Source organism: Streptococcus australis (genome assembly GCF_040226615.1).
In the GTDB taxonomy this organism is placed as follows: Bacteria; Bacillota; Bacilli; order Lactobacillales; family Streptococcaceae; genus Streptococcus; species Streptococcus australis_E.
Genome location: NZ_JBCOAT010000007.1, coordinates 23260 through 47760 on the forward strand (window position 1 = coordinate 23260; position 24501 = coordinate 47760).

The 24501-nt window shown below is 40.0% G+C and carries 33 protein-coding genes; 3 read left to right on the forward strand and 30 right to left on the reverse strand.

The genetic code is table 11. From position 1 onward, the window contains the following. Positions 1-5: 5 nt before the first annotated feature. Complete coding sequence (pbp2b, locus tag ABT997_RS07035) at positions 6-2087, reverse strand: penicillin-binding protein PBP2B (protein WP_350019048.1); 2082 nt, start codon at positions 2085-2087, stop codon at positions 6-8. A gap of 317 nt (positions 2088-2404) precedes the next feature. Here pbp2b and ABT997_RS07040 point away from each other — a divergent pair, with 317 nt between their 5' ends. From ABT997_RS07040 to ABT997_RS07050, 3 genes are all read left to right on the forward strand, one after another. Further along, a complete protein-coding gene (locus ABT997_RS07040; RefSeq protein ID WP_350019049.1) occupies positions 2405-3232 on the forward strand; it encodes an exodeoxyribonuclease III in 828 nt (275 codons plus the stop codon). Positions 3233-3243: 11 nt separating this feature from the next. After that, positions 3244-3630: a bleomycin resistance protein gene (locus ABT997_RS07045; RefSeq protein WP_350019050.1), complete on the forward strand. Its 387-nt coding sequence runs from the start codon at positions 3244-3246 to the stop codon at positions 3628-3630. Between the two features lie 170 nt (positions 3631-3800). Then, positions 3801-4394, forward strand: coding sequence for a helix-turn-helix domain-containing protein (locus ABT997_RS07050; RefSeq protein ID WP_126403962.1), 594 nt, complete (start codon positions 3801-3803; stop codon positions 4392-4394). A gap of 25 nt (positions 4395-4419) precedes the next feature. Here ABT997_RS07050 and nth read toward each other — a convergent pair whose 3' ends face one another. The 29 genes from nth to ABT997_RS07195 all read right to left on the reverse strand — a co-directional run bounded on the left by nth (position 4420) and on the right by ABT997_RS07195 (position 24481). After that, positions 4420-5049, reverse strand: a complete 630-nt coding sequence (gene nth, locus ABT997_RS07055; protein WP_120702221.1) for an endonuclease III — start codon at positions 5047-5049, stop codon at positions 4420-4422. Between the two features lie 114 nt (positions 5050-5163). Further along, the gene (locus ABT997_RS07060; RefSeq protein WP_350019051.1) at positions 5164-5856 is read right to left on the reverse strand and encodes a 5'-methylthioadenosine/adenosylhomocysteine nucleosidase; all 693 of its coding nucleotides are present in this window, start codon (positions 5854-5856) and stop codon (positions 5164-5166) included. Positions 5857-5883: 27 nt separating this feature from the next. Continuing rightward, a complete protein-coding gene (macP, locus tag ABT997_RS07065; RefSeq protein WP_125335314.1) occupies positions 5884-6222 on the reverse strand; it encodes a cell wall synthase accessory phosphoprotein MacP in 339 nt (112 codons plus the stop codon). Between the two features lie 11 nt (positions 6223-6233). Beyond that, positions 6234-6779: an NUDIX hydrolase gene (locus tag ABT997_RS07070; protein ID WP_350019052.1), complete on the reverse strand. Its 546-nt coding sequence runs from the start codon at positions 6777-6779 to the stop codon at positions 6234-6236. Positions 6780-6788: 9 nt separating this feature from the next. Next, complete coding sequence (gene glmU, locus ABT997_RS07075; RefSeq protein WP_350019053.1) at positions 6789-8168, reverse strand: bifunctional UDP-N-acetylglucosamine diphosphorylase/glucosamine-1-phosphate N-acetyltransferase GlmU; 1380 nt, start codon at positions 8166-8168, stop codon at positions 6789-6791. Between the two features lie 383 nt (positions 8169-8551). Next, the gene (locus ABT997_RS07080; protein WP_117745031.1) at positions 8552-8992 is read right to left on the reverse strand and encodes an ASCH domain-containing protein; all 441 of its coding nucleotides are present in this window, start codon (positions 8990-8992) and stop codon (positions 8552-8554) included. Next, positions 8937-9836, reverse strand: a complete 900-nt coding sequence (locus ABT997_RS07085; protein WP_350019054.1) for a putative PEP-binding protein — start codon at positions 9834-9836, stop codon at positions 8937-8939. Before ABT997_RS07085 ends, ABT997_RS07080 begins: the two co-directional genes overlap by 56 nt. Before the next feature lie 41 nt (positions 9837-9877). Next, the gene (locus tag ABT997_RS07090; RefSeq protein ID WP_126403957.1) at positions 9878-10606 is read right to left on the reverse strand and encodes a GNAT family N-acetyltransferase; all 729 of its coding nucleotides are present in this window, start codon (positions 10604-10606) and stop codon (positions 9878-9880) included. A 7-nt stretch (positions 10607-10613) separates the two neighbouring features. Then, positions 10614-11093, reverse strand: coding sequence for an NUDIX hydrolase (locus ABT997_RS07095; RefSeq protein ID WP_350019055.1), 480 nt, complete (start codon positions 11091-11093; stop codon positions 10614-10616). Positions 11094-11133: 40 nt separating this feature from the next. Beyond that, complete coding sequence (locus ABT997_RS07100) at positions 11134-11739, reverse strand: DUF6707 family protein (RefSeq protein ID WP_154852328.1); 606 nt, start codon at positions 11737-11739, stop codon at positions 11134-11136. A 59-nt stretch (positions 11740-11798) separates the two neighbouring features. Beyond that, positions 11799-12155, reverse strand: a complete 357-nt coding sequence (locus ABT997_RS07105) for a hypothetical protein (RefSeq protein ID WP_229102078.1) — start codon at positions 12153-12155, stop codon at positions 11799-11801. Positions 12156-12365: 210 nt separating this feature from the next. Then, positions 12366-12962, reverse strand: coding sequence for an SMI1/KNR4 family protein (locus ABT997_RS07110; RefSeq protein WP_154852324.1), 597 nt, complete (start codon positions 12960-12962; stop codon positions 12366-12368). Positions 12963-13026: 64 nt separating this feature from the next. Next, the gene (locus ABT997_RS07115; protein ID WP_350019056.1) at positions 13027-13386 is read right to left on the reverse strand and encodes a hypothetical protein; all 360 of its coding nucleotides are present in this window, start codon (positions 13384-13386) and stop codon (positions 13027-13029) included. A 152-nt stretch (positions 13387-13538) separates the two neighbouring features. After that, positions 13539-14093, reverse strand: coding sequence for a DUF4304 domain-containing protein (locus tag ABT997_RS07120; protein ID WP_350019057.1), 555 nt, complete (start codon positions 14091-14093; stop codon positions 13539-13541). A gap of 50 nt (positions 14094-14143) precedes the next feature. Next, positions 14144-14464 (reverse strand): hypothetical protein, encoded by a 321-nt coding sequence (locus ABT997_RS07125; protein ID WP_350019058.1) that lies wholly within the window; start codon positions 14462-14464, stop codon positions 14144-14146. Positions 14465-14536: 72 nt separating this feature from the next. Further along, positions 14537-14923, reverse strand: coding sequence for a hypothetical protein (locus ABT997_RS07130; RefSeq protein WP_350019059.1), 387 nt, complete (start codon positions 14921-14923; stop codon positions 14537-14539). 83 nt (positions 14924-15006) lie between these two features. Further along, positions 15007-15936 (reverse strand): hypothetical protein, encoded by a 930-nt coding sequence (locus tag ABT997_RS07135; protein ID WP_350019060.1) that lies wholly within the window; start codon positions 15934-15936, stop codon positions 15007-15009. 88 nt (positions 15937-16024) lie between these two features. Beyond that, positions 16025-16423: an NTF2 fold immunity protein gene (locus ABT997_RS07140; protein WP_350019061.1), complete on the reverse strand. Its 399-nt coding sequence runs from the start codon at positions 16421-16423 to the stop codon at positions 16025-16027. A gap of 83 nt (positions 16424-16506) precedes the next feature. Continuing rightward, positions 16507-17247, reverse strand: a complete 741-nt coding sequence (locus ABT997_RS07145; RefSeq protein ID WP_350019062.1) for a hypothetical protein — start codon at positions 17245-17247, stop codon at positions 16507-16509. 161 nt (positions 17248-17408) lie between these two features. Continuing rightward, positions 17409-18104, reverse strand: coding sequence for an SMI1/KNR4 family protein (locus ABT997_RS07150; RefSeq protein ID WP_009732482.1), 696 nt, complete (start codon positions 18102-18104; stop codon positions 17409-17411). Positions 18105-18131: 27 nt separating this feature from the next. Then, positions 18132-18695, reverse strand: coding sequence for a hypothetical protein (locus ABT997_RS07155; RefSeq protein ID WP_350019063.1), 564 nt, complete (start codon positions 18693-18695; stop codon positions 18132-18134). 54 nt (positions 18696-18749) lie between these two features. Then, complete coding sequence (locus tag ABT997_RS07160) at positions 18750-19034, reverse strand: hypothetical protein (protein ID WP_009732480.1); 285 nt, start codon at positions 19032-19034, stop codon at positions 18750-18752. A 98-nt stretch (positions 19035-19132) separates the two neighbouring features. Further along, entirely contained in the window at positions 19133-19573 is a 441-nt protein-coding gene (locus ABT997_RS07165) for a hypothetical protein (RefSeq protein ID WP_009732479.1), read from the reverse strand. A 13-nt stretch (positions 19574-19586) separates the two neighbouring features. Further along, positions 19587-20300, reverse strand: coding sequence for a hypothetical protein (locus tag ABT997_RS07170; RefSeq protein WP_350019064.1), 714 nt, complete (start codon positions 20298-20300; stop codon positions 19587-19589). 164 nt (positions 20301-20464) lie between these two features. After that, complete coding sequence (locus ABT997_RS07175) at positions 20465-20854, reverse strand: Imm50 family immunity protein (protein WP_350019065.1); 390 nt, start codon at positions 20852-20854, stop codon at positions 20465-20467. A 74-nt stretch (positions 20855-20928) separates the two neighbouring features. Beyond that, complete coding sequence (locus ABT997_RS07180; RefSeq protein ID WP_195324533.1) at positions 20929-21555, reverse strand: hypothetical protein; 627 nt, start codon at positions 21553-21555, stop codon at positions 20929-20931. A gap of 31 nt (positions 21556-21586) precedes the next feature. Continuing rightward, entirely contained in the window at positions 21587-22147 is a 561-nt protein-coding gene (locus ABT997_RS07185; protein ID WP_195324531.1) for an immunity protein, read from the reverse strand. Positions 22148-22476: 329 nt separating this feature from the next. Next, positions 22477-23835 carry a sensor histidine kinase gene (locus ABT997_RS07190; RefSeq protein WP_350019066.1) on the reverse strand — a complete coding sequence of 453 codons (1359 nt, stop codon included), beginning with the start codon at positions 23833-23835 and terminating at the stop codon, positions 22477-22479. Next, positions 23807-24481, reverse strand: a complete 675-nt coding sequence (locus ABT997_RS07195; RefSeq protein ID WP_233332193.1) for a response regulator transcription factor — start codon at positions 24479-24481, stop codon at positions 23807-23809. The genes ABT997_RS07190 and ABT997_RS07195 overlap by 29 nt, the downstream gene beginning before the upstream one ends. Between the last annotated feature and the right edge of the window lie 20 nt (positions 24482-24501).

Below are 24501 nucleotides of genomic sequence, written 5' to 3' on the forward strand. Positions count from 1 at the left end.
CCTTTCTAATTCATAGGATGTTTTTGCTGGTAGAGATTGATAATCTCTCTGGTAATACTGTGACTAACAGTCGCTTGGAGATTGGTGTTGTGAGGGAAGACGACTGCCACTGCAATCTGAGGATTTTCAGAGGGAGCATAGGCGATAACATTGGTGTTTACAGCAGGGGTCCCACCATTTACAAACGTTTCCGCAGTCCCGGTCTTTGCACTGATTGGAACCGCTGCACCTTCTCCGATGGTTTTACCAGTTGTTAAGCCACTGGTTCCATATACCACCTGATAAAAACCTTGTTTGATGATGGCTAGATTTTCAGGTGTCAGAGCCACTTGGTTGAGTTCTTTTGTTGCAATTTCTTCTTTCAGAGGTCCCAAACCTCCCTTGGCATCATTTTCATAGATCCCTTGGACCAGATGGGGAGCCACGCGTTTCCCATCATTGGCAATAGTTGCAACATATTGAGCCAACTGCATAGGGGTATAGTTATCAAACTGACCAAAGGCGTCTGTTAGGTAATTGCCAATCGTGAACTCTTTGGGAACATAGCCCGTTGATTCATTCGGAAGGTCAATCCCTGTTTCTGTTCCTAGACCATAGGAGGCAAAGGTCGAACGCAATTTGTTCATAGCAGGATCCAATTGGTCAGTCTTTAAGGTCATATTGGGCTGATAGGGTTGCCCCATCAAATCAAGTGCAATCTGCACCATATAGGTGTTGGAAGAATATTCCAACGCTTGCACCGCATTGATTTCTTGGCTTCCAAACTGGGTGAACCACGAAGTGATTGGAGCTGAACCAGAAAAGGAGATTGGTTGATCCAATAGGACTTGGTTACCAGAAATCACCCCATTTTCCCATCCTGCTGTCAAAGTAGCTGCTTTAACAACCGACCCTGGAACAAAGACATTGGTCACTGTTCCTAAAGCATCGGGAGTAAGATCTTGCGAACCAGCTTCATGCTTCATCCCCGCCATCGCAAGGATTTTACCCGTTTTTGGATCCAAGGCAACAGCATAGACCCCTTCTGAGTAGGTCGCATTCCCAGCAGCTAATTCTGCCTGGAAAGACTTCTTCAAGATGTCTTCCACTCCTCTTTGGAAATCCAAATCAATGGAAAGCTTGATATTGTTTCCCTTGCTTCCTTTTGAGAGAGTTTTGATTTTTTCAACATTGCCATTCTTGTCCAAATGGATTTCTTTTTCAACCCGTTCTCCTTGGAGGACAGACTCATATTGTTTTTCTAAATAAGAGGTTCCGACGCGATCATTTAAGGCATAGCCTTTTTCCAAATAATCGTCCACATCTTCAGCTGGAAGACCGGCTTGCTCTGTCGACACACTACCAACGATGGAAGCCAAAGGACTATCAACCACTTTTCGATCCCAACTCGTGATCACTTCAAATCCTGGAAATTCTTTCAAATGATCTTTGACCGTCGTTACTTGCTCGTCGGACATCGGATCCGTCACAATCGTAGCACTGGCAAAGTTTTCAACCGCATTCATTTGGCTGAAGAGATAGATGGCTTTCTTTTCTTCTTCCGTATAGCCCAATTTGGCTGGATCAATACTGTCCACCGCATACTGGTAGATTTTCGCTTCTGGAAGTGGGTTGCCATCCGTGTCGATGCGTTCCTCCTTGGGCAGTTTGTCCACTACTTCTTTATAGACTTCGGTGTTTGCGAGATAAAAGTCGATTTCTTGACGCTTACTGACTTGAGGGTTTGACACGCTTACGTAATTTAGGAGAAGCTGTGCTGTTTGACGCATCTCTTCTGCAGTAAACTTATTGCTACGCGTAAAGGATAAGACCTTCTTATCGACATTCTCTACCAGTGGCTGACCAGAAGCATCATAAATCTGTCCCCGGAGACTTCCCCTTGTTAAATGTTTTTTTGTGGCTTTTGCTAATTTTTGCGTATAAAAGCCTTGATGAGTAATCTGCATATACCCTAGTCGAGCAATTAAAATCAAAAAGAGGGTACAGACTATACTGAATAACAAATAAAGTCGTCTAGTAATCCACCGATTATCAAATTTTCTCACCTTAGCATTCGCTTTTTTTGAACGTTTAGATTTTCGATCCATACCTCTCCTTTCATCTTGATTCTCAATCCCAGCCCCTCTCAACACAACCTAAAAATAGGATAAATTTAGAGGAAATCTGAGGAATATTTCCATTTTAAACTCAACTTCCATTATAGCACATTTCATCCAGACGCGAGTCGCTAGACCAGATAAAAAAATAGCTATTCTGAACTCCTTGTCAACTATTCTTTCAGCAGTGTGAACAATACAAACATCTTTTTACTAAAAAGCGGATCCTTCCTCAAATCACGAGAAACAGGAGACTGGATTTTTTTTGGTATAATAGAAGCACCGACAAAGTTAGTAAAGGAAACGATATGAAACTAATCTCATGGAATATTGACTCATTAAATGCCGCCTTGACGAGTGACTCTGCACGCGCGAAGCTCTCGCAAGACGTCCTCCTTACCTTGGTTGCAGAGGATGCGGATATCATTGCCATTCAGGAAACAAAATTATCTGCCAAAGGACCAACGAAAAAACACTTAGAGGTCTTAGCAGAACTCTTCCCTGGTTATGAAAACACCTGGCGGTCCTCTGTAGAACCCGCTCGTAAAGGCTACGCAGGAACCATGTTCCTCTACAAAAAAGAATTGACACCGACCGTAACTTTCCCAGAAATCGGTGCTCCCTCTACCATGGATGTCGAAGGTCGGATTATTACCCTTGAATTTGATAACTTCTTTGTGACCCAGGTCTATACTCCAAATGCTGGAGATGGGCTCAAACGCTTAGAAGAACGCCAAATCTGGGATACCAAATACGCAGACTACTTAGCTGAACTAGACAAGCAAAAACCTGTCCTTGCTACAGGCGACTACAACGTAGCCCACAAGGAAATCGACTTGGCCAATCCAGCCAGCAACCGTCGTTCCCCAGGCTTTACAGATGAAGAACGGGCAGGCTTCACGAACTTGCTAGCCAAAGGGTTCACTGATACTTTCCGCCACTTGCATGGGGACCTTCCAGATCAATATACTTGGTGGGCACAACGTAGCAAGACTTCTAAAATCAACAATACAGGCTGGAGAATTGACTACTGGCTCACTTCTAACCGCATTGCGGACAAAGTGACCAAGTCAGCTATGATTGACTCCGGTGCCCGCCAAGACCATACACCAATTGTCATGGAGATTGATCTATAAGGAGAAAACGAATGGACTATCAAGCTGTCATCCCTGAATTTGTCGTATCGGATATCGAGAAATCGCGTCACTTCTACTGCGACTTATTGGGATTCTCTGTCGAATACGAGCGTCCAGAGGAAAAATTTCTCTTCCTTTCGCTTGAAGACTGCCAGCTGATGCTAGAAGAAGGCAACGCAGAAGAATTATCCCAACTGACTTATCCTTTCGGGCGTGGTGTCAATATTTCCTTTGGTATCAAGGATGTCCCACAACTCCACCAAAAACTACTGGAAGCCAACTATCCCATCTATCGTCCGCTGATACAAAGAAAATTTCGAGTAGGAGATAGCTTTATTTATCCCCATGAATTTGCGATTTTGGATCCAGATGGTTATTTTTTAAGATTTAGCGAATAAGAAAAAGGAGGCTCTTGGCCTCTTTTTCAGTAGGTAACTATCCATTGACAGGCTTGTAAATCTATAGTCAAAAACAGTTGCTAAACCCTATGAAATCAACATGTCAAAGAACTTTGATAGCCCTTTTTTATAAAATTGAGTAGAATGAAATCAGGAAGCGAGGAAATCTTATGCAAGTCGGAAAACAAATCCAGCACTATCGTAAAGAGAAAAACTTATCTCAAGACGAATTAGCTGAAATCATCTTTGTCAGCCGTCAATCCATTTCCAACTGGGAACGCGGCGCAACCTATCCTGATATTCAAAACCTGCTCTTACTAAGCAAGGTCTTTGAAGTGTCATTGGACAAACTAGTCAAAGGAGATTTGGAAACCATGAAACAAATTATTCACGACCAAGAATTTATGCGCTATCAAAAAGATGAAGTGGTCTTTAGCTTACTGCTAATTGGCAGTCCTATCATCAGCACTCCCCTCATTCTTTATTTGGATGGATACGGCATCGCTATTAGTTGCTTGATTCTTGCTGCCGCTATATTCTACGCCTTACGCATTGAAAAATTCAAGAAAAAGCATAATCTTCGTACTTATCGCCAGATTGTCGCCTATGAACAAGGACGCAGTCTGAGCGAGATTGAAGAAGCTGAAGAAAGGGGTAAAGCTCCCTACCAAAGAATCATCCTTCCTATTCTATTTGGCCTTGGAATTGGCGCTATTACTCTACTGATTTCTTGGCTCTTACTTACTTTCTTCCCTATCAAATAAAAGCGAAGTCATTAGACCTCGCTTTTTAACTGTCTTTAAAGTTATACAATTGCGGATAGTGATCACATTCAGGATTTTTAGGATGGCAGATAGCCCGTCCAAAATAGATCATGGCCTGATGAGCTGGCAACCAACGTTCCGGTGGAAGGACATCCATAACTCGCTTTTCTACCTCTAGCGGCGTTGCCGACTTTTTTACGATATCATGGTGCTTGCAAATCCGCTCTACATGGGTATCAACAGCAAAGGCAGGAATTCCGAAACCGACACTCATGACCACATTGGCTGTTTTACGTCCCACTCCGGCTAAACTCTCCAGTTCCTCCCGTGTCTGAGGGACTTGGCCATCAAAGTTGTCCAACAATTGTTGGGCACATTTTTTGAGAAACTTAGCCTTATTGCGATAGAGACCTAATTTGGAAATATGCTTGGCAATGTCGGCTTCACTAGCGACCGCCATGGCTTGAGGAGTTGGGAAGGCTTCAAACAAGGCAGGAGTTGCCTTATTAACCGCAGCATCCGTTGTTTGAGCAGAGAGCATCACCGCTACTAATAATTCAAAATGATTGCGAAAATCCAAACTTGGCTGAGCATCCGGAAAGAGGGCAATAATTTCTTCAATCACATGACGTGCCCGTTTTTTTGATAAAACCATAACTTCTCCTTTGCATTACTAGAATCTATTATAGCATGAAGAACCAGTTACTTTACAGAATCAGCTTAGCAAAATAGGACTAGCTAAGGGCTAGTCCTATTATCTTAAGTTTTTCTATACTAATCTCTTCAAGAAAGTCATCAAGGTTTGAGCAGAGCGCTCACCAGCCTCTACGATAAATTCATCAAAAGAGACATTAGCTGCATGGTCTGCCGTGTCACTCATAGCCCGAATGACCATGAAAGGACGGCCGGCTGCATGAGCCGCTTGGGCAATAGCTGCCCCTTCCATCTCAACGGCCAATACTTCTGGGAAATGTTCCCTAATCGCTGCGACTTTTTCTTCACTCGCGATAAAACTATCCCCAGTCGCAATCAGTCCAACATGGGTTGGTGTTTGTTCCTCAGCTAGCACTTTTTTCATCTCTGAAACAAAATAGCGGCTGGATTCAAAGTAAAGAGGTTGCCCTGCCATCTGGCCATAGTCATAACCAAAAGCTGTCACATCTACATCATGGTAGGTCAATTTGTCCGCTAGGACGATATCCCCAACAGCCATCCCTGGTGCTACTGCACCTGCAGAACCTGTATTGATAATGGCTTCCACCTTAAAATCGTTGGCCAACACAGCCACACTCATGGCTGACATGACTTTTCCGATACCACTTTCAACCAAGACCACTTCATGGCGACCAATCGACCCTGTATAGTAGACCTTTCCTAGGCGAAGGTGTTTCTCTCCGTTCTGCAAAGCTTCCACTAAGATTTTTAATTCTTGTGGCATGGCCGCAATGATTCCAATTTTCATAATCGTCACTCCTTTGGTAGATGCTGCTTATAAGCGCCAGATTGCAAGAATTAACAAGATGAGGAGCAGGATGACCCAAAATAAGATCTTATTCAATTTTGATTGAATCACCTCATCTTTTTGGTTCTCAATCCGACGACTCTTGGTCACTGTAGGTTGGACTCTGATTGGAATAGTCTCCTGAGGATACGATGCTCCATGTCCACTATCTACTTCCCTTGAAATCACTGGCCGTTCATAACCAAATCCCCTGTTTCCTGTCGGGAGAATTTTTGTTTCTTCCTCATCAAAGAGCGGGGGACCAGAGATTGCTTCTCCTCGGTTTGCCCGCTCAATCATTTCATCTGTTAATAAAGGTTTTCCCATTGGATCCTCCTCTATTTATTGGATAATTCCCAGTACTGAATCGCCATAATGGTCTTGGCATCACAGATTTCACCAGCTTGGATCAAGTCTTTAGCCTCCTCCAAGGTCACTTCTAGCAGCTCTAAGGTCTCATCTTCATCTTGAGGGCGAGGATTTTCCACTTTTTTCAAATTGGTCGCAGCATAGAGTTTGATCCGCTCGTTGCAAAATCCAATGGCAGAATAAAAATCATAGAACAACTCTAGATCCGCTGTGTAACCAATTTCTTCTTCCAATTCACGCAAAGCAGCTGCTTGAGGATCCGCATTTTCACCCTTTTCCAACTTCCCTGCTGGGATCTCTACAGAAGTCCTCTCGATTGCCTTCCGGTACTGCTTGACCAAAATGGTCTTGCCCTCATCTGTGATCGGTAAAACCGCTACTGCTCCATTATGAAAAATTAAATCACGCTGCGCTTGACCTTTTCCGTCAGGTAGTTCCACTTGATCTGTAACTACTTGGAAAATCGGTCCTTGATAAATCTCCTTGCGCTCAATGGTTTTTTCTTCAAATTGCATGAAAATCTCCTATTTATTTTTAGGATGGTGGGGAAGACGAGTCGCGTACTCATCCTTATTGACTTGACGGCCACGACCAATTGCAATCGCATCTGCCGGTACATCCTTGGTAATGGTGGAGCCAGCCCCGACTAGGGAATTATCCCCGAGCTCAACTGGCGCAATAATGGTCGAATTTGAGCCAACAAAGACATTGTTGCCAATAAGAGTCTTGTATTTATTTTTCCCATCATAGTTGACGGTAATGGTTCCCGCACCAAAGTTGACGTTGCTACCGACTTGGCAGTTGCCAATGTAGGTCAGATGACCCGCTTTGGTATTTTCACCAATAGACGAACCTTTGACTTCGACAAAGTTTCCAACATGGACATCTTTGGCCAGGCTAGAAGCTGGGCGAATATGAGCATATGGCCCTACTGTCACACCATCGGCTACTGTGCTTTCTTCAATCATAGAGTTGGTAATAACAGCACCTGCACCAATCTCACTGTCCACGATATAGGTTCCATTGGTTAAGACTGTCTCAGCCCCAATTTTTGTGTGCCCTTTTAGGGTAACATTGGCTTCGATTTGTACCTCAGGAGCGATTTCGACATCGATATCGATATAAGTCGCATCAGGATTGACAAAGCTCACTCCATTGACCATATGAGCTTGGTTAATGCGACGACGCATGATGCCTTCTGCTGTCGCAAGGGCAACGCGGTCGTTAACCCCAAGACTTTCATCAAAGTCTTTGAGCGTATAGGCTCCAACTTTCTCTCCTGCTTCTCGGAAAATCCCAATCACATCTGTGATATAGTATTCACCTTGGGCATTGTTAGTGTTGATATTCTTTAAGGCTTCAAAGAGGCGGGCATTGTCAAAAACATAAGTCCCTGTATTGATTTCTTTGATTTGCTTTTCAAAATCTGTCGCATCTTTTTGCTCGACGATGCGAAGCACTTCTGCATTGTCATTACGGACAATCCGGCCATAACCAAATGGATTAGCTGCTTCGGCTGTTAAAATCGTTGCCACATTTTTGTGGTTGATATGAAAATCGATCAAGTGTTTGAGGCTTTCACCCGTAATCAAAGGTGTATCCCCTGCGATGACAAGGGTGTGGCCTTCAAGAGCTTCCAAGACTGGCTCTGCCATCATAACTGCATGACCAGTTCCCAATTGTTCGGTTTGTTTGACAAACTCTGTTTGTCCAGCTAAGACTTGCTCCACCAATTCAGCCTTGTGGCCCACAACCGTTACAGTCTTTTCGGGTGAGATGGCTCCAACACTACGGAAAACATGTTCCAACATAGAGATCCCAGCAACCTTGTGTAGAACCTTGGGCAAATCTGATTTCATACGGGTACCTTTTCCCGCTGCTAAAATAATGGCATAATTTGGCATATACATTCTCTTTTCTGTACAATATCGCTTACATTATACCATTTTTTAGCCCTTTTGGAAAATTAGATCCGAACCAAAGGGAGTGGGAAAGAACTTCGACTAATTAAACAAAAGTTGAAAAGGTTCCCCAAACCTTTTCAATTTTCCCACCCCGCACAGCTCCAACAGTCTGGGAGACTGTTGGAGGTTGCAGATAAATAAAACATTGTTTTCCATCTTCATAGGTCATCTTTGGAGCTAAGTAGCAAACAAATACTTAGGAACCTTGCTTCGCAAGTCCTATCCACCACCTAAAAGCAGTGCTTTGAGCAATCAACCACTGCGTCATACAATTATTCCTATTAAACATCGAAGGCTGGACACTTTATGCCCAGCCTCATGTTCTATAATGGATAAACCTTGCGAAATTCTTCCAAAACCACCTTACTGTCAGGTGTAAACGTCAGACCTGCTTCCTCCAGCCACTCCGTGAAAAACTCCTCATGAACCTGACGCCAATAGGTCAGAGATTTGTCTCCTTCACCTTCCTTGAAGGCATGGTCAGCAGACACTTGATGGAAGGGCTGAACAGAAACCTTGGTAATTTCGACAATGCAGATAGCCTGATCTTGGCTATCTAAAATGATATCAAAGGTTCCTTCTTGGGGAAGGGGCTCCTTATCCACTGCATAAAGGTCATAGGCTGAAGCCGTAGCAGTCTTCTCACCTTTTAAAACCAAGTCTGCTAAGAGATCGGCTTCCACTCCAAAAGCCCAGGCATCTATCTCATCACCGATAGAAGGGTTGATTTGCTTGTAGGCATTCCACATTTCTTGCGGTGTCATGGGTTCTCCTTTGTAATTTTTTACTTTCTTCTTTTATATGTTTAAGATGGTCTGGATGGTCAATTTCTAAATCAAAAATCTCTGGAATAGAGCTGTAATGGAGAATACATTCGATACCCATCTGATTCATTTTTTGTATGAAAGAAGTATTCAGATAGCCTGCTACAGCAAAATCAATCTTTTTCATCCTTGCTTTATCCTGCATCTGTCTCAGCATTTCTAACATAATGGGACTTTCCATATCATGCCATTGACTGTTTCTCACAGTCGCAAAAATAAAAGAAGTTAAATCATTCATTCCAACTACAATCTTTGAAATGCCCGTTTCCAGTATCCTGTCCAAGTCTAAATAAGCTGATGGTAATTCAATCATCGTGCCGACTTTCTCGGTAAAACCATACTGACGCAATACTGTAATAGCTTGTTTTAATTGTTCGGCATCATTGACAAAAGGAAAAATAACAGACAGATTGGGATTGGTTTGAAAAACTTCTGTAACAACATTTGTCTCAGCCTGAAATTCATCTAGACACGCCAACAAACGCCTGATACCTCTGTATCCAAATAAGGGGTGGCGTTCGTCAAAATACTCTTTAGTCCCGTCTAGACTATTTGCTTCTGCATTTGTTAACTCTGAAAAGCGATACCAGACTTCTTCATCTGAGTACAAATGACAAATAGTGTCTAGATAATCTTTCACAAATTGCTGACAATTTGGTAATAGTATGTTTTGGTTTAGTTCTCTCAACAAGTATTCCCCACGAATCAAGCCGACGTGGTGCAATAAATGGGGATAAACTTTTTCAACAATTTTTTCGCCACTAAGAGCTAGTTGATTTTGCATGTTCATTCACCTCGTCTTAAAAGATACAATATCAGATATCATTATACGACACTTTCCTCTAGTTCAAAAGCTTCATAAGGTTCAACTAACTCATATCCTAAAAATTCTGCTACTTTTTTGGAAGCCTCGTTATGAGCATCCCAAAGTGGAAACATATCTCTGTTTAAACTCTCTAGAATCATTGCAGCACCAAGCTTTTTAGCAAATCCATTTCCTTGTTCGTTTGGTCTAGTTGCAACTTCCACTTCAACTGCTCCTTGGTAAACTAACCCTGAGGAAATCCCAGCAATCACTTCATTATTTTTAAGAATCACAAAGCCAAATCCACCTTTTAAAGCAAAATCCTGGTAGGACTCAAAATCCCCCTGTAAATCTTGTGACCATTCTTCCTCAGAAAGGCAGTTATAAATACGATTATCAATAGGCACAATATTGTAACCTTTCTCTAACTGACTAACTAGATCATTTAGAAATTCAACTTGAAAATTTGCCTTATCTTTAAAAGAATAGCGAGTAAAAGAAATTAGCTCCACTTTCTGATGCAGAAAATCTTGCCACTTAGTGTCTTCTGAAATAATAATCTTAAAATCTAAACCATATTGCCTAACAAAATCTTCCCAAAATCTGGAATCCAACTCCCCTGCTAGGTATAGAAAATTCCCAATATCATAAAAGCTCGTTGTCCTATCACTGTTTCGATAAACAGTCCCGATTTGAGATTTAAGACCATAGAGAACCATATATTTCTTCCATGTTTTAAATAGTTCCATTATCCCTCTATTTTACCTTCCAATTCTTATAGCTTGTCCGTTCTAATTCAGGAAATCCTCGTAACTCTGCCTTCACTTTTAATACTAAAGGCGAGGCATTTTCTTCGGTAATTTCTTCCAAATTCAGCCAAATGACATTTGCTGAATCATTACTTCCATCAAGAACCTCCTGAGGAAGGGATTTTTGAGAGCGTTCGAAATCGAGTACGATATCATAAAAGGCCATGATATGATGTACGGCGAAGTCTTGCCCCTCTTCTTGAACCAGCACGTCATAAACCCTAGGATTTGAGTAACTGTTAATTGTATATCCTGTCTCTTCCAGAACTTCTCTCTTGAGGGTTTCTGTCAACCCCTCACCGAGTTCCTGACTACCACCTGGTAGGTCAAAACGATGCTGATAGGGGCCTCTTGTTTTTTCAATACAGAGAAGTTTCCCATTCTCATAGCAAATGCCGTATACCCCAAAGTGTTTTTTGATTGCCATATTCTACTCTTTTCTAAAAGTCCAAGATCGATAACTTACCTTATCCCTTAAAAGGAAAGAGGCTATAGATTTCATGCTCCTGGATATACTTCTTTAGTATCTCCATATTCTCTTCGATTTTTGCTTGTATATCTGTCTCTTCACAAGTTGACTCAGTAATAAAGAGGTAGATTTTCAGTAAATCTGTTAAGTATAGCAGACGTCGGTCCATTTCTGATTCAGGACTTGAAGCTTGCTCGATTTTTGCAAGCTTTTGCTCCAAGCTATCACCATTCAAAAATCTCTGATGAACTCTCCTTCTTATGTTTTGAGTGGATTCCTCCCCTTGCTCTAATGGAGATAAAAGGAGTTTTTTATAGGCAGATAGCTTTTTTTCTGTTTCTCTTTCCATATAGGCCAATAAAACCAGAGAGCTCGCAACAAAGGTCCAAGTGTTATAATTCCCTTCAAATGGAACTTGTATGATCCTATCTAATAATTTCTTAGCCATTTCCTCTTGACCATCCAGATAAAGTAAATAGGCCAGATGATTCAGCGATTCGAGATAGCTAGCTTGGGTTTTCTTATTCTTTTTGGGAACCTGGTTTAAATACGAGACGAACTCAGCATCATTTTCAATCTCTTCGATTAGTTCTTTCACTTTCATTTCTTTTCTCCTATCCAACTCACTTTGTGTTACTAAGAAAGGCTTTTCTCAGGTCAATCTTACCAAAATAGATATTCTTTCGCTGTCGCTTGGACGTTTGGGGAAAGGTAGCGCTCTATCAAGTCACCTGTCCCTGCAATATATTCCTCCAGAGGGACATCTTCTCTTTGGCCCCAGAAATTTGAAAAAGCAAAATAGAACTCAAAAAACTCCGTCAAACTTGCGCTGAGTTTATAGAAGTTAGGATCTCCTGGACTGCCCGAGTAAACTGGAGAACTGTCATCTTTCATATCACAGAAAAGAATATCATCTGTATCTGTAGTAGCGAATATCTGGTATTGCCCTTCACTAAACTGATCAACATCTTGTAGGGCCCAAGATTCGACTGTCCTTGCAGGAGAGTCTAATGGCAACAAAACAATATTAAAATTTTGATTGGCAAAAAAACAAATCCTTATCGAACTCTATGTGTTGATAGTAAGCAAGCAATTCTCCTGTCAAATTGGAAGACTGGATCCTTAATTTTTCGTTTGAAAAACTCACTGATTGGGGAATAAACGTTGTTTCCTCATAGAGTTTAATGATCTTTTTTAATACAGTCACTACTGCCATATTTCTTTCCGTGGTCATTCCTCTTCCGTCTCCTTTAAGAATTCCAGCCACATCTTCACATCTGGATTCATCTCATGTGCAATCTCAGCATGCTTCCTATAATCCATCTCCAAGTAGCCTTGTTCATTCCTGAAAATAACACCTTGTTCATAACATACTTTAAAGGTTGTGAGCATGGATTTCAATGACCGATATTCGACCTGAGGTTCCTCTTCATACACATAAACACCATGTATTTGCCCCTGAGCTTCTGGAGCCAGGTTCATGGCATAAAAATCTCCCCCTCCACTGGCAAAAATTGGAAACCAAGACTTATCCCAAGTATCCGTTTCTATTAGTTCCAAGTAGGTCTGGATACTTTCTTCCAGAGACATCAAATAAAAACCAGGAAAAAATGCCTGCTCACCGAGTGTGACTCCCTCACTGTCTTTTGATCCATTTCTCCAAGCATAAAGGGCATGCAAGTCTTGGTTTGGTTGCAATGGGATTTCCTCAAACAATTCTTGAATTTTTAAAGAAGTTATTCCCGGATTTAGATGGTCTACACAAGGATGATTTAGCTGTTGGATACTTTCTTCAATCTCATTTAATAATTGGATGATCGTTTCCATTTGTTCTCCTTACCTTGTAAATCATTAGAGACGAGTTCCTTCGTCCCTAGAAAAGAGCTTGCGATTATACAATCCCATCTTCTTTATTGTACTCTATCATGCATTTGACTGCATATTCTACCCATTCCCAAAAATCGTTAAACTCTTTTCGTTGCTCCCAGCCTTCGGTGGCAAAATCATGAATGAGTTGGACCTTATTGCCCTTTCCTATTTCAAAACAAGCTGTATCATCACAATCTCCTCTTTTAGCAAATGGAATCAACTTTCGGGTTGGGTACCTTTCCTGCAATCCCTCATACAAAGACAGGGCCCATTCTGAATCCAACAGATACCAAATATCAAAATCAACTAAATTGAGTTCGATACATTTTTTAAACGATTCAGGATACTGAAATATCCTTTCGTCCAGTAAATAGTTCTTCATTTCTTATTTCCTTTTTGGTACAAGACTGACATAGAATGCCAACTTTAGATTATTATCAAGGTCTTAGATTTGTTCATTAAGATGTATATATTTTCTCCTACCGATTCATTTCGTCAGGATGTTGATCAGTCAATCAGAACTTTCATTCCACCCTAATAAGTAGTTTTGATTATTTCTCCCGAACGAATATAGGTTTTAAAGAAGTTTTTGGGAACAGAGGCAATCTTAGGTGTAATGGCTAATCCATAATTGGCAAAATCCAAAGCAAGCTTCTTAGAATCGATGGCATCATAATACTCAACATACAATCTGCATAAGTTCACTTTGGTAATAGAGAATTGTTTTAACAACCAATCCTTCTCAAGATCCTTCTCGGGATCTATGCTCGAAAATACGGTAGGATACGATGAATACTGAACAGTAAAATCGATGGCCTCTTGGACAGCCTTTTCCAATTCAGCTTGATCCATGCCATTTCTATGATCGATAGAACCTAATCGAGTTCTTAAAGCACAATCCACTTCTTCTAACGGTCCCGAGTCCAGAAAGAGGGGATGAAGGCCAATATTCACGAAATAGGCAGTCCCATCTGATTTTCGTTGAAAATAGATTACCGTGTAAAAATCATGATTGATTTTATAATAGTTATTGGTTCGCCTTAGTCGCGAAAAGCCATTTTTTACGAAGAGTTCTTTAGCCTCTTTCATTTCATTACCTGCTCTTTCATAGGATATTAAGAGTTCCTCATTGCATTTTCCTAGGAATCTAAATGGATATAGGTTATCCCTACAACTTTCCCGTTCTCAATCGCATATTGCTTAACAGAATGAATGGAACTGATCAAACCTTCCTTACTGATTTCCTCTAGGGTTGCTGGCACTATTTGACCCTTTAATTTAAAATCCTTAGATTTATTCAAATCCCCTACCTTATCAATATCGGTCCAGAACAGCATATATTCATCACAATAAAAATATATTTTATCATCATAAAACTCAGGTATTTTACAGAACTCAACCCCATCACTTTGTCTTTCTATCGCTCCACTATCTCGATAAACAAAGTAGGTCTTTTTCATCTTCATTCTCCTTTGATATTAATGGGGGGGATTATTCGCAATTCGTTAAACTTACTGATATGCATTTCTAATCTAACAAAATGCTCTATCAGCGTCTCCATAGTCAATGATAGCCATCTCTTCAAGTGAAATCTTCATTCCTCTTCCATGCTCTACTTCAGCGTCCACTCTAAATAATAAGCCAAAAATAAAATCGGATGACGTCTGTTCGGAGAGCAGATAGATCACCATTAACTGCCCCATCATGGATAGTTCCGAAAAGATTCGTTTTTCAGCTAACTCATACCAATAAGCAGATGCCCTAAGCATATGAACGATTTTTTCTTTGTAGTCATTGGACATTACTTCATCTGCTAAAGCAAGCTCGTCCGATAGAACCAGGCGAATAGAATCTTGTTGCTCTGGTATAAAAACGCTCATTTCAAGATCATCATCAAATATTATAGATTCTAGATTCACGTATTTTCTCCTCTTTGCAGTCTTTTCCCTAAAATGACATTCGATTTCACGGGATAAATACATTTTCCATCTATTCTACACAACTAGTCTAAGATCGTTCCTAGAATCATTTTATTTTGCTCGGATATCTGAAAGTCATCCATGAAATAGGGTAAAAAGTCATCAAGCAAGGGATGGCTAAGCCCGTCGATTGGGAATCCTCTTTTCTGACGTTCTTTTAGTAAAACTAAGATTTCAATTGGGAAATATTGCCATAGTAAGGTATTGAAGTCTACTAAATGACTGTCTTTGGTGTTCGCTAAATGATAATCACACATGGATAAAATTGTTTCTCTAAAAATAGCCACATCCTCTGAAAAAATAGTTTCCATAACCTGTTTATAGGCATCATTTACATTATGATAAGGGTTCGAGTCCAAGGGTTGATATTTAGCATCACAGGTATTTTCGAGCAAGCTAGCTAACCGGTCTCCCTGTCCATTTCCATAAAGAAAAACGGCTAAAGGCAATAAACTTTTGGCTGAAAAGAAAATAACTTTTTTTCCTTTTTCAACTTGCGCTTCTTTAAAATAGGCTAATTTATCAATTAATAACTCTACATAAGTATCATCTAAATAGGCAAGGGCAAATAAGATAGTCAAACAAATATCTGTATCAAAGTTTGAGCCACCTTTAGCTAAATATTTAGCAGAAGCCATATCTGCCATTACAGAACAAAAACAGCCATTTAGCAAAGATTGATAGGTTTCAGATGTCTTGTTTTCAATGAACTCAGAAACCAAAGTATATGGTTGAATAGCATGAACCATCCGTACATGTTTATAGGAGTAGGTTTCTGTTTTCCCGTTTTCCTCCCAATTGATCTCAAGGCTTTTTTTGCCTGTTTTTAATGCTTCTAAAATTGCTTTAGTAGTAAAAAGCTGTGCTTTTTCAAGATCAAAATCTCTCGCCTTTAGTACTTGATTTTTAATGGTTGTTAATTTCCTTTTTTGATTTGAAAGTGTTTTATTCATATTGACCTCTAAAATTTCATTTCTTGTACTTAACTACTACCGTTTTTTGAAGAACATCTCTTCCTGCATTCCTATACTATCCAGTATTTCACAAGGAAGAATTGATCCACTTCCCATCATCAAGCCATTCTTTCTTATTAATCCACCATTTCCCCTTTTGAAACACCATTTGAAAACGATAGAGAGTTTCTATACCAGAACGATTCTCCTTGATGTAGAAATAAGCTTGATTCCCGTCATACTCTTCATCAACGATGGGATGTGTTTCTAATTTATAGTCAAACGGAAACCGGACAGATAAAGATACTTCCCTTGCTCTGAGTGTTTTTTTAGATGTACAAAACTGATCAAAAATCGTAGCTAATTCATCCTTCAACATCTCTTTATCAGCTTGGTTTCTTAGGCTCCTAGTGGCCTTTTTCTCCCAAGAATACATAGCCTGCATAAACTGGAGTAAGGTTTCTTTTGCTAGATTCGTATGGCTCATAATTCCTCCTACTTAAACAACGGGACTAAAGGTTCGTTTATTTTGAAGACATCGGTCATAAAAAGCTGTATTAAAGGCATTTTTTACTCCTCACGCATGCAAACATGTGGTAACTCTCTTCTAAGAAGTTCCCTTTGCTTTTGATTCGTTCTTCCAGTTGTTAAAAATCGGAGATGTTTCAGACTCTTCAGGTAGCTAACTGTTGATGCGTAGTTAAAAATAGACGTATCAACAAAATCCAAAAAACGAAGCTCACTAGAGGACTGAATAAAATCCAATTCTGGTAAATTTTTATTTGCTGTAAATGAAAGATAGAGCAACTGATTTAAATCCCTTATAAAATCAAAGTCCGGCAACTTTACACCATAATCAACGTGCAGATAACGCATGCCTTTATGAAAAGAAATGTTCTCTATCGTTTCCAAATTTGTCATAGAAGAAATCCCTAGAGCTTTCACACAATCATTTTGGGGTAAGATGATCTTTCTTACTCTTCTAGCCCCAACTAATAAAATTTTTTCTACTTGTTCGTATGTTGAAAAGTCTAGCACATCAGATTTACTTCCCATCAAGTAAATCACTCTCGTATTGCTAGGTAACGAAAGCTGATTAAAATCCACATCCTTCAGCATCTCCTCTGGCTTTTCGACAATGTACTTTTGTCTTAATAAGCGATTGATATTGATGAATTCTTTATAAGTCAATGTTTCATCCAATAATGGTGCAATCTCTTCGATAGAATGCAGAGGCTCCATTGCCATTAGATTCTCTCTTTCGGAAAATCCTTTTTTAATGATCTCTAAATATTTATCTAAACTGGTCATCATTCACCTCTTTTTATGAATATCATGCTTCGTTTTCTTTGTTCAACCTATCTATTTTTACAATGACACTTTTACAAGAAGAATAAGCCATTGCTTGTCTCAAAAACTAAAATCATGAATCTCAAGAGTATTCTTTTCTATATAAACTTTATCCTGCTTTCTCAATCTCGATCAAAGATAACCTTGACTCTAGCTCTACCCAAAGCGTCTAGATATTGCTCCAGTTTCGTAATCGACTCCTCTGAATCAGATAATTGAACAAGCAAATCCCCATTGATAGTCATGACATCCTTTGTCGGTAAAAGCATGAGATTCTCAACGCTTGGATCATTCACAATCATTAAGGAAGGGGAATAAATACAGCTTGTGGAGAGGTCTAGATTTCCAAATCGCTCCCTAGCAGACACAAAAATAGATTCCATCCCACCTTGGGCTTTCAGAACAAATTCCCTCTCGAAAAATGCTTCAAAACTGTCGTAAATCTCGATGACATCCATAGTAATCCCATCTAAATAATAAACTTGATGACTTTGAATGTTCCCATCCTTAAATCTATAAGCGAATTGATCTCCAATAGCAGACATACCAAAAAAATAGTAGTCTGATGCATAATCTCTCCAGACATCTTTCCATAGCTCATCCGAATTCCAAGAGTCCAGCGTGATGGCTTGAGTAGAATCCGTCCCAAACAAACGATAATAGCCACCATAAAATTCCAAGCCGTTGGTTATGGAGAGCAAATCCAGGTGAGCTTGCGGAAACTGTCTGGCTTTGAGTTTTTCTAGTTCAAGAGCTGAGGCCCCACCTTCTTGTATGACCATATCCTCACAACATTTTAAAAAATTCTTCATTTCCATTTGCTTCTCATCTCTCTCTATTTGGCTTTAACCCAGCATAAATTCAATAAAGTCTTTTCGATAGTCTTCAGGAAGTTGCTCCTCGATAATAGCCATGATTCCTGTTAAAAAACCTTCTTTATAGTCTGACAAATCCTCATCAATGTAGATGTCATTCTCAAACTTGGTGATTTCTAGCTTTTTCATCTGACTATAGGTAGACAAGAAAGTAGATAAAGAGGGGCTTAAGCTATAGAGCTTAGAATTTCCAGGAATCTTGCCAAATACAGGACTAAGCTCGCTAGTTAGATCACAAAAGATTGGCTCATCGCCCATCATGTGAGCAAAAACCATATAACTCTCTTTCCAGCTAGGATCCTGCCATCCTTCTGATGCAGCTTCACATAGAGGGAGAGGAATTAGAGCAAGATCATAGGGAGCTCCTCTAAAATAAGCTTCCTCATCAAAGTCTAAATGCTGGTAGAACTCTTTCAATTGACCAGACAAATCTGGCTTTTCGACATGGAGACAGTCACTAGTAAATACAAGCTCTCCTAAGCCCTTGTTTCTATGATAGACTTCTACGAATTCCTTCAACAAATTAAGCATCATTATTGGATTCCTCTCACATTTTTTGGATTATATTTGGCTATTTTCAACTGACAATTACGCATCATTCTGACCGCTAGCGACAGCCTGAGTCCAAATTCGTTCAAATTCCTCTTGACTAATCTTGATGGAGTCTGATAGATCCAACTCATCTTTTCGACCATCATAGAGTAGAAACCCTACTTCTGGAACATAATCCTGTAGGCAAGAGGAAGCATAAGAGTGCCCATTCAAAACGTTAATTTGTCGACTTGCACGCTGACCAGTAAACTCTGTATAAATAACTCCTAGGCCTGTCATAAACTCACTATTGCCATAATAATAATATTCTTTTTCACACATTAGAACCTCCATTATCATTATTCACTCCAAGAATAGCATTCTTTCCTCTTTGGTGCTTTCATCAACTAATTCAATGTTAAGCTTTCACATTATAGAATCTACGGGTTCTTAGCCTTATTCTCCAAGACTCTCACTTCTACTTTATCCTCCGCTAAATGGAGATCCAGTACTTTTTCCTGGTCTTGAAAGAAAAGTGTCAGGTCTCTGGTAGAAAATTCAGTAGAATAAGAGGACAAAAAATTATCCAAAGACTCCATTTGAAACAAGACGTAAACTGGTGAAAACTCCCAAAAAACTAGGATAAACTGCCTTCTATTTCCAACTAGACTTTGAATTGATCTACTTAGATCTTTAGTAGTAAGATTGGCAGAAAACTCATAAAGGCAAGGAATCGGAGAATCGATAGGATTCAACTCCCCAGCATACCAAGCAATTTCTCTCGGTTTAGTGGTCAGAAAATAGACATCCTTTATCCCCTTCAAATTCTTGATTCGTCTTTCAACTTTTAATAAGGATAATTTCTTTTTTAAGTCACTCATTGTTCTTGCTCCATCATTTTAAAACAGAAATTCTGCTCACAACCTCATTCTGTTTATCCAACAGATAAAGGAAGTCCCCTTTTGTTTCCAGTTTACCAAGCTTAGCCCCATAGTCCATCTCGTGAGCAGGGCAGGATTGAATCAACTGACGGATGCTCTTGTCCTTGTGCTCTATCTTCCAAAACAAATCCACTTTATCAAGCTGATGCTCCACTTGAATGGAATAGATCGTGGATTGGATCTTCTTCCTTTTCCACTCCCAGCTATTTTCATAATCGTTTTTCTCTATTTCATTGACTACATCCTCTATCAAGGAGCAAGGAATGGAGAGCTCCTGAAACACGCGCTTTACCCCTTTTACCAAGGCCTCTAAGAGCAGCTTTTTCTGTTCCAATGGACTCAAGGTTTCATAGCTAGAAAAATCAAATAAGACCTGAACAGTATAGACACCAAGTAGGTTCATGATAGCTGGATTGCTAATCGTATCTACACATTCTACGATGATTTTCCAACAATCCTTGGTCACAACTGGTTTGAAAAGCCTTTCTACCATAGAGGTCATACATTTGGATTCATATACGAACGCTCTTCGGAGGTCTTTCCAATTCTGTCGATAGTCCTTAATTCTAGCTTCCTCGTAAGTTAGCACAGCTGAGTCCATCAGTTCCTCAATCCTCTGTTGATTTTCCATATAGGGCTTATCTAATTCAAAATACTGTAACTTCATATTCGTGGTCTCGTAGTTTTTTTCTTGTAGAAAGGTTTAGCCTTAGGTCAAGGTCTAATGTTTGTGCTCTTCCTTCACTTTTTCCCATAGTCGTGGTGTCCCTCCTGTTAATGGGGGATTGTTTGATCATCCAGAATCTCCGCAAATAAGCTAGGAATACATCTTTAAGTATCAATCTTCACAGGACCAATCTCAGCAATTCTAACAAGGTCAGAAGATCCCGATAAGATCACATCATTTTGGTTTATAAAATTGAATTCAACCTTCTTTTCTAAAAAGAGCAGTTCCAGTTGTCCATTCACCTTATGAATCCCCTTAGAATAAAAATGGATTTCATCTAAATTAAAAAACTCTAAATTAATTTTTATAGCATTAAATGAACTTTTCTGCCACTTTTCAGGGAAATTAGTTGGCAAATCAAATAAATAAAAGACAAGATCTAATTTGTAATCGTAACATAACACAGTATCAAGAAATACATTATTCAATTCCAAATCCCCATCAAACAGATGAATAATCTTTTCCTTCCCCACTGCTTTTTCAAACCATTTCACAATATGAACTCCTTTTTTAAAAATGAATAAAAGTCTTGTTTTTATGAGTTATTGTTTCGCTCTTTAAGGAGATTTTAGAATAGACTGACCCTCCTGCCGTCCTTTCCTTTTGTAACGTCATTGATTAAATCCTTGACGGTAGATATATCGAACTGACGGGAAAAGTCTACAATTTTCTGGCGATTCTGTTCTGGATATAAATAAGATGCAGCTAAAATAAATAAAAATGGATTTATGACTTGACCAATATGCTCAAGATATTTAGGATGAGTCACATAAGACATAATTTTGTTAAAATCATCATCTTTCAGAACAATCTTTCTCTGATATATCGCTGCACAGGCACCTGCAGCTTGAGATGAGTTATTCGATTCTAAGGACTCATAAACAAAAGACAAGTTCTCTGTTTCTGAATTTTCTAGATAAGCAATCGCTACTGCTAGAGAGCGGTAGGTTACGGGTGTTGGAATATCTCTCAGCAGCAACGATTTGAGATAGGGGACTTCTTCTGTGCAATCCGTTGCGGCCATGGCGTAGAGTAAGTACATTTGTGATTCCCATGATTTAGGTTTTTCCATCTCGCCTTCCAAGGCTTGATGCAAAAATGGTCCATATCCTTTTAGTTTACCCTTTAAAATTTTTTTCGCAGCTTTTTTTACCAAGGGCGTACGTCCTGAAGTTAACTCATCTACATAGTCCATTTTTAAATCCTCTTTATATCTCCATTTGAATTTACTGCTCTTTGTTCAGGATATGAAAGAGATCATCTCTTAGAACGATTCCATCGTCTTCTATCAAATAGACCATATGCTCCCAGAAGGGCAATTCTTGTTCAAGGGGCTTTTCCAAGGCAAGTACTTGATCCTTCAAGTTTGCTGCAATTTCTTCGACTTCATCTTGCTCAATCTCATAAAACTTTGCTTTCAAAAGAAAGATGCCTGATAGAAAGAGCGAATAAGAGGAAACAAAAGTATGTAAGGAAGAATTGACATAAACCCTTGATTCTTGAAAAACTTCTCTTCCTTCTTGATTGCAAAGTAAAAAGATTTGCTCCTCTTCTCCAATTACAAAAGCACCTAAAAAACACTGGCCAACAAGCCTATAGCTCTCCTGATTTTTCCTTAGTTCGACTAGTTCGTCACCTGCTTTAACAAAAGAAAATCCCATTTTAGAATAATCCTCTAAATATGCCAAAAGGTTGAAACGGACCTCATCAAGACGAAATGGTTTCTCCTTTGTAGGCACCACACAAAAACCAAGCTCCTTCACTAATTCATTGATATTGACTGTCATTTCTCTATCCTTTCTTCTGCTGACTATCTCTGATGCTATTCACATAAGAGCTAGTCAAGTGCCCAGTCCAGTTCCAAACACTTAGCAACATCCTCAAAATAATCATCCCAGGCCCATTGGCAATCCTTCCGACTCAACAGATAATCCATCTACTTTTTATTTGACCTCCATATTACAGGTCCCTTTTAGGCTATCATACCATAAGATTCCCTTTCCATAAAGCTAAAACAGAAAATGAGCCTAGCGGTTTTACTAGACTCATTTTATCCTTATTATTTCACTTTATTATTTTCCCTTTTCAACCCATACTGATCGCTCAATCAACCGTCTTAGACAGAAGTCTTGTCCTGGATCTGTGGGAAAGTCACACGAAAGAGACTTCCTTTTCCTTCTTCAGAGATGATTTTCACCTCTGCTCGATGGAGGTCTGCAATGTCCTTAATAAAGGACAACCCAAGTCCGATACCACTATTGAGGCCCTTGTTCCGAGAATCCTCCACCTGATAGAAGCGATCCCAAATCTTGCTCAAATGGTCTGGCGCAATCCCAATACCATCATCCGCTACCTTGAGAACAGCACCAGCTGGACTAGCCACCAAGTGGATGGCAACCTTGGTCTTGGTAAATTTCACTGCATTGCTCAATAGATTATCCAGCATCCGAGTGACCAAAACAGCATCCCCCTGAATCCAGAGGTTCGGCTGAATGCTCACTTCAAAGGCTATGGGGCTTTCGCCCCACTTTCTTTCCTGTCCCTGACAATAATCTGACACCAGGGTTGATAGACAAACGGGTTTTAAATCCGACCACTGCAGGTGTTGGGTCTTGGATATTTCCAAGATCTGCTCGGTCATCGATTTCATTAATTTAGCCTGCCGATGAATGACCGTCAAAGATTCCTTGGTCTCCTCTAGGTTATCTGCATATTTGGAGCCAAACTCACTCTCCGAAACGATGACTGACAGAGGGGTCCGCAACTCATGGGATACATTTTGGTTGAATTGCTTTTCTTTCTCAAAAGTCGACTGAACAGAAGAAATCAAATTATTAAAGACCTTGGTAAGACGAGACGTTTCTACATAATCCTTCTGATGCTCGGTCGACACGCGCTTACTGTAGTCTCCGCTCTCTGCAATTTCCTCTGCCATTTGGGTCACCTCTCTGATCGGCAGAAAGGCCTTACGAAGGATCCAACGTCCACCCCAGGCCATCCCAAGGATGGACAGAGGAGCTAGAATGGCCAAGGAAAGAAGAAAGATACTTAATTCTCTTCCTAAACCAGAAGCAAGGCGCACGCCCCGTATCCATTTGCCCTCACTTTCATTATAGACATCAAAATAATAATAGGTTGCTTGGGAAGAGGTATACGTCGACAATTTCCCAGACTCAAAGCCAGCATTGATATCAAAGCCACTTGGCAGAGCACCCTGCTCCAACTTCATGTTTTGATTGTAGAGTGCAAAATAATTGCCGTCATCAAAGGGCTCAAATTCCTCAAGGTCTGAAGCTACTTCCATGGTCTTCTGCTCCAGTTCCCCACGTGAGCTATAGCTGGACCAGGCTCCGGAAATGATAAAAGAAGCACAAAACATAAGAATAAAGAGAAAAGAAACAAAGAGGGTATACCACAATGTCACCTTAGAAACGATGGAGGGAGACTTAGAGTCCTTCTTCATTTTTGAAAACATAGCCCATCCCCCTTTTTGTCTGAATAATCGATGGATTACCTAATTTTTTGCGGATATTCTTGACTAAAACATCAATGATATTAGACTCTCCAACATAATCAAAATCCCAAATATGCTCACGAATCTGTTCCCGACTTAAAACCACATTGGGATGGCGCACCAGACACTCTAGTAACTCATACTCCTTGGAAGTCAGGTCAACCAAAACACCCTTGTGTTGGATGGTCTTTTTTGCCAGGTCTAAGGAATAGTCACCAAATTGGACCAGGTTGGTCAAGTTTTCTCGATTATTTCGTCTCAGCATGACGCGAATCCGAGCCAGTAATTCATCAAATTCAAAGGGTTTGACCAAGTAGTCGTCTGCACCAGCATCCAGTCCTGTTACCTTGTCTTCTAGGCTATCTTTAGCCGTTAGCATCAGAACTGGGGTCTTAATCTGATGATTTCTCAAATAGTTCAATACCCCCAAACCATCTAGCTGCGGCATCATAATATCTGAAATAATCACGTCATACTGGGACACACGAATGTAGTCCAAGGCCTCCTGACCATCATAGGCAGCATCAACACTATACTGCTGGGTTTTCAGTAATTTAACGATGCTACGATTCAAATCTACTTCGTCTTCAATCACTAATACTTTCATAGCCACTTACTCCAAATTTC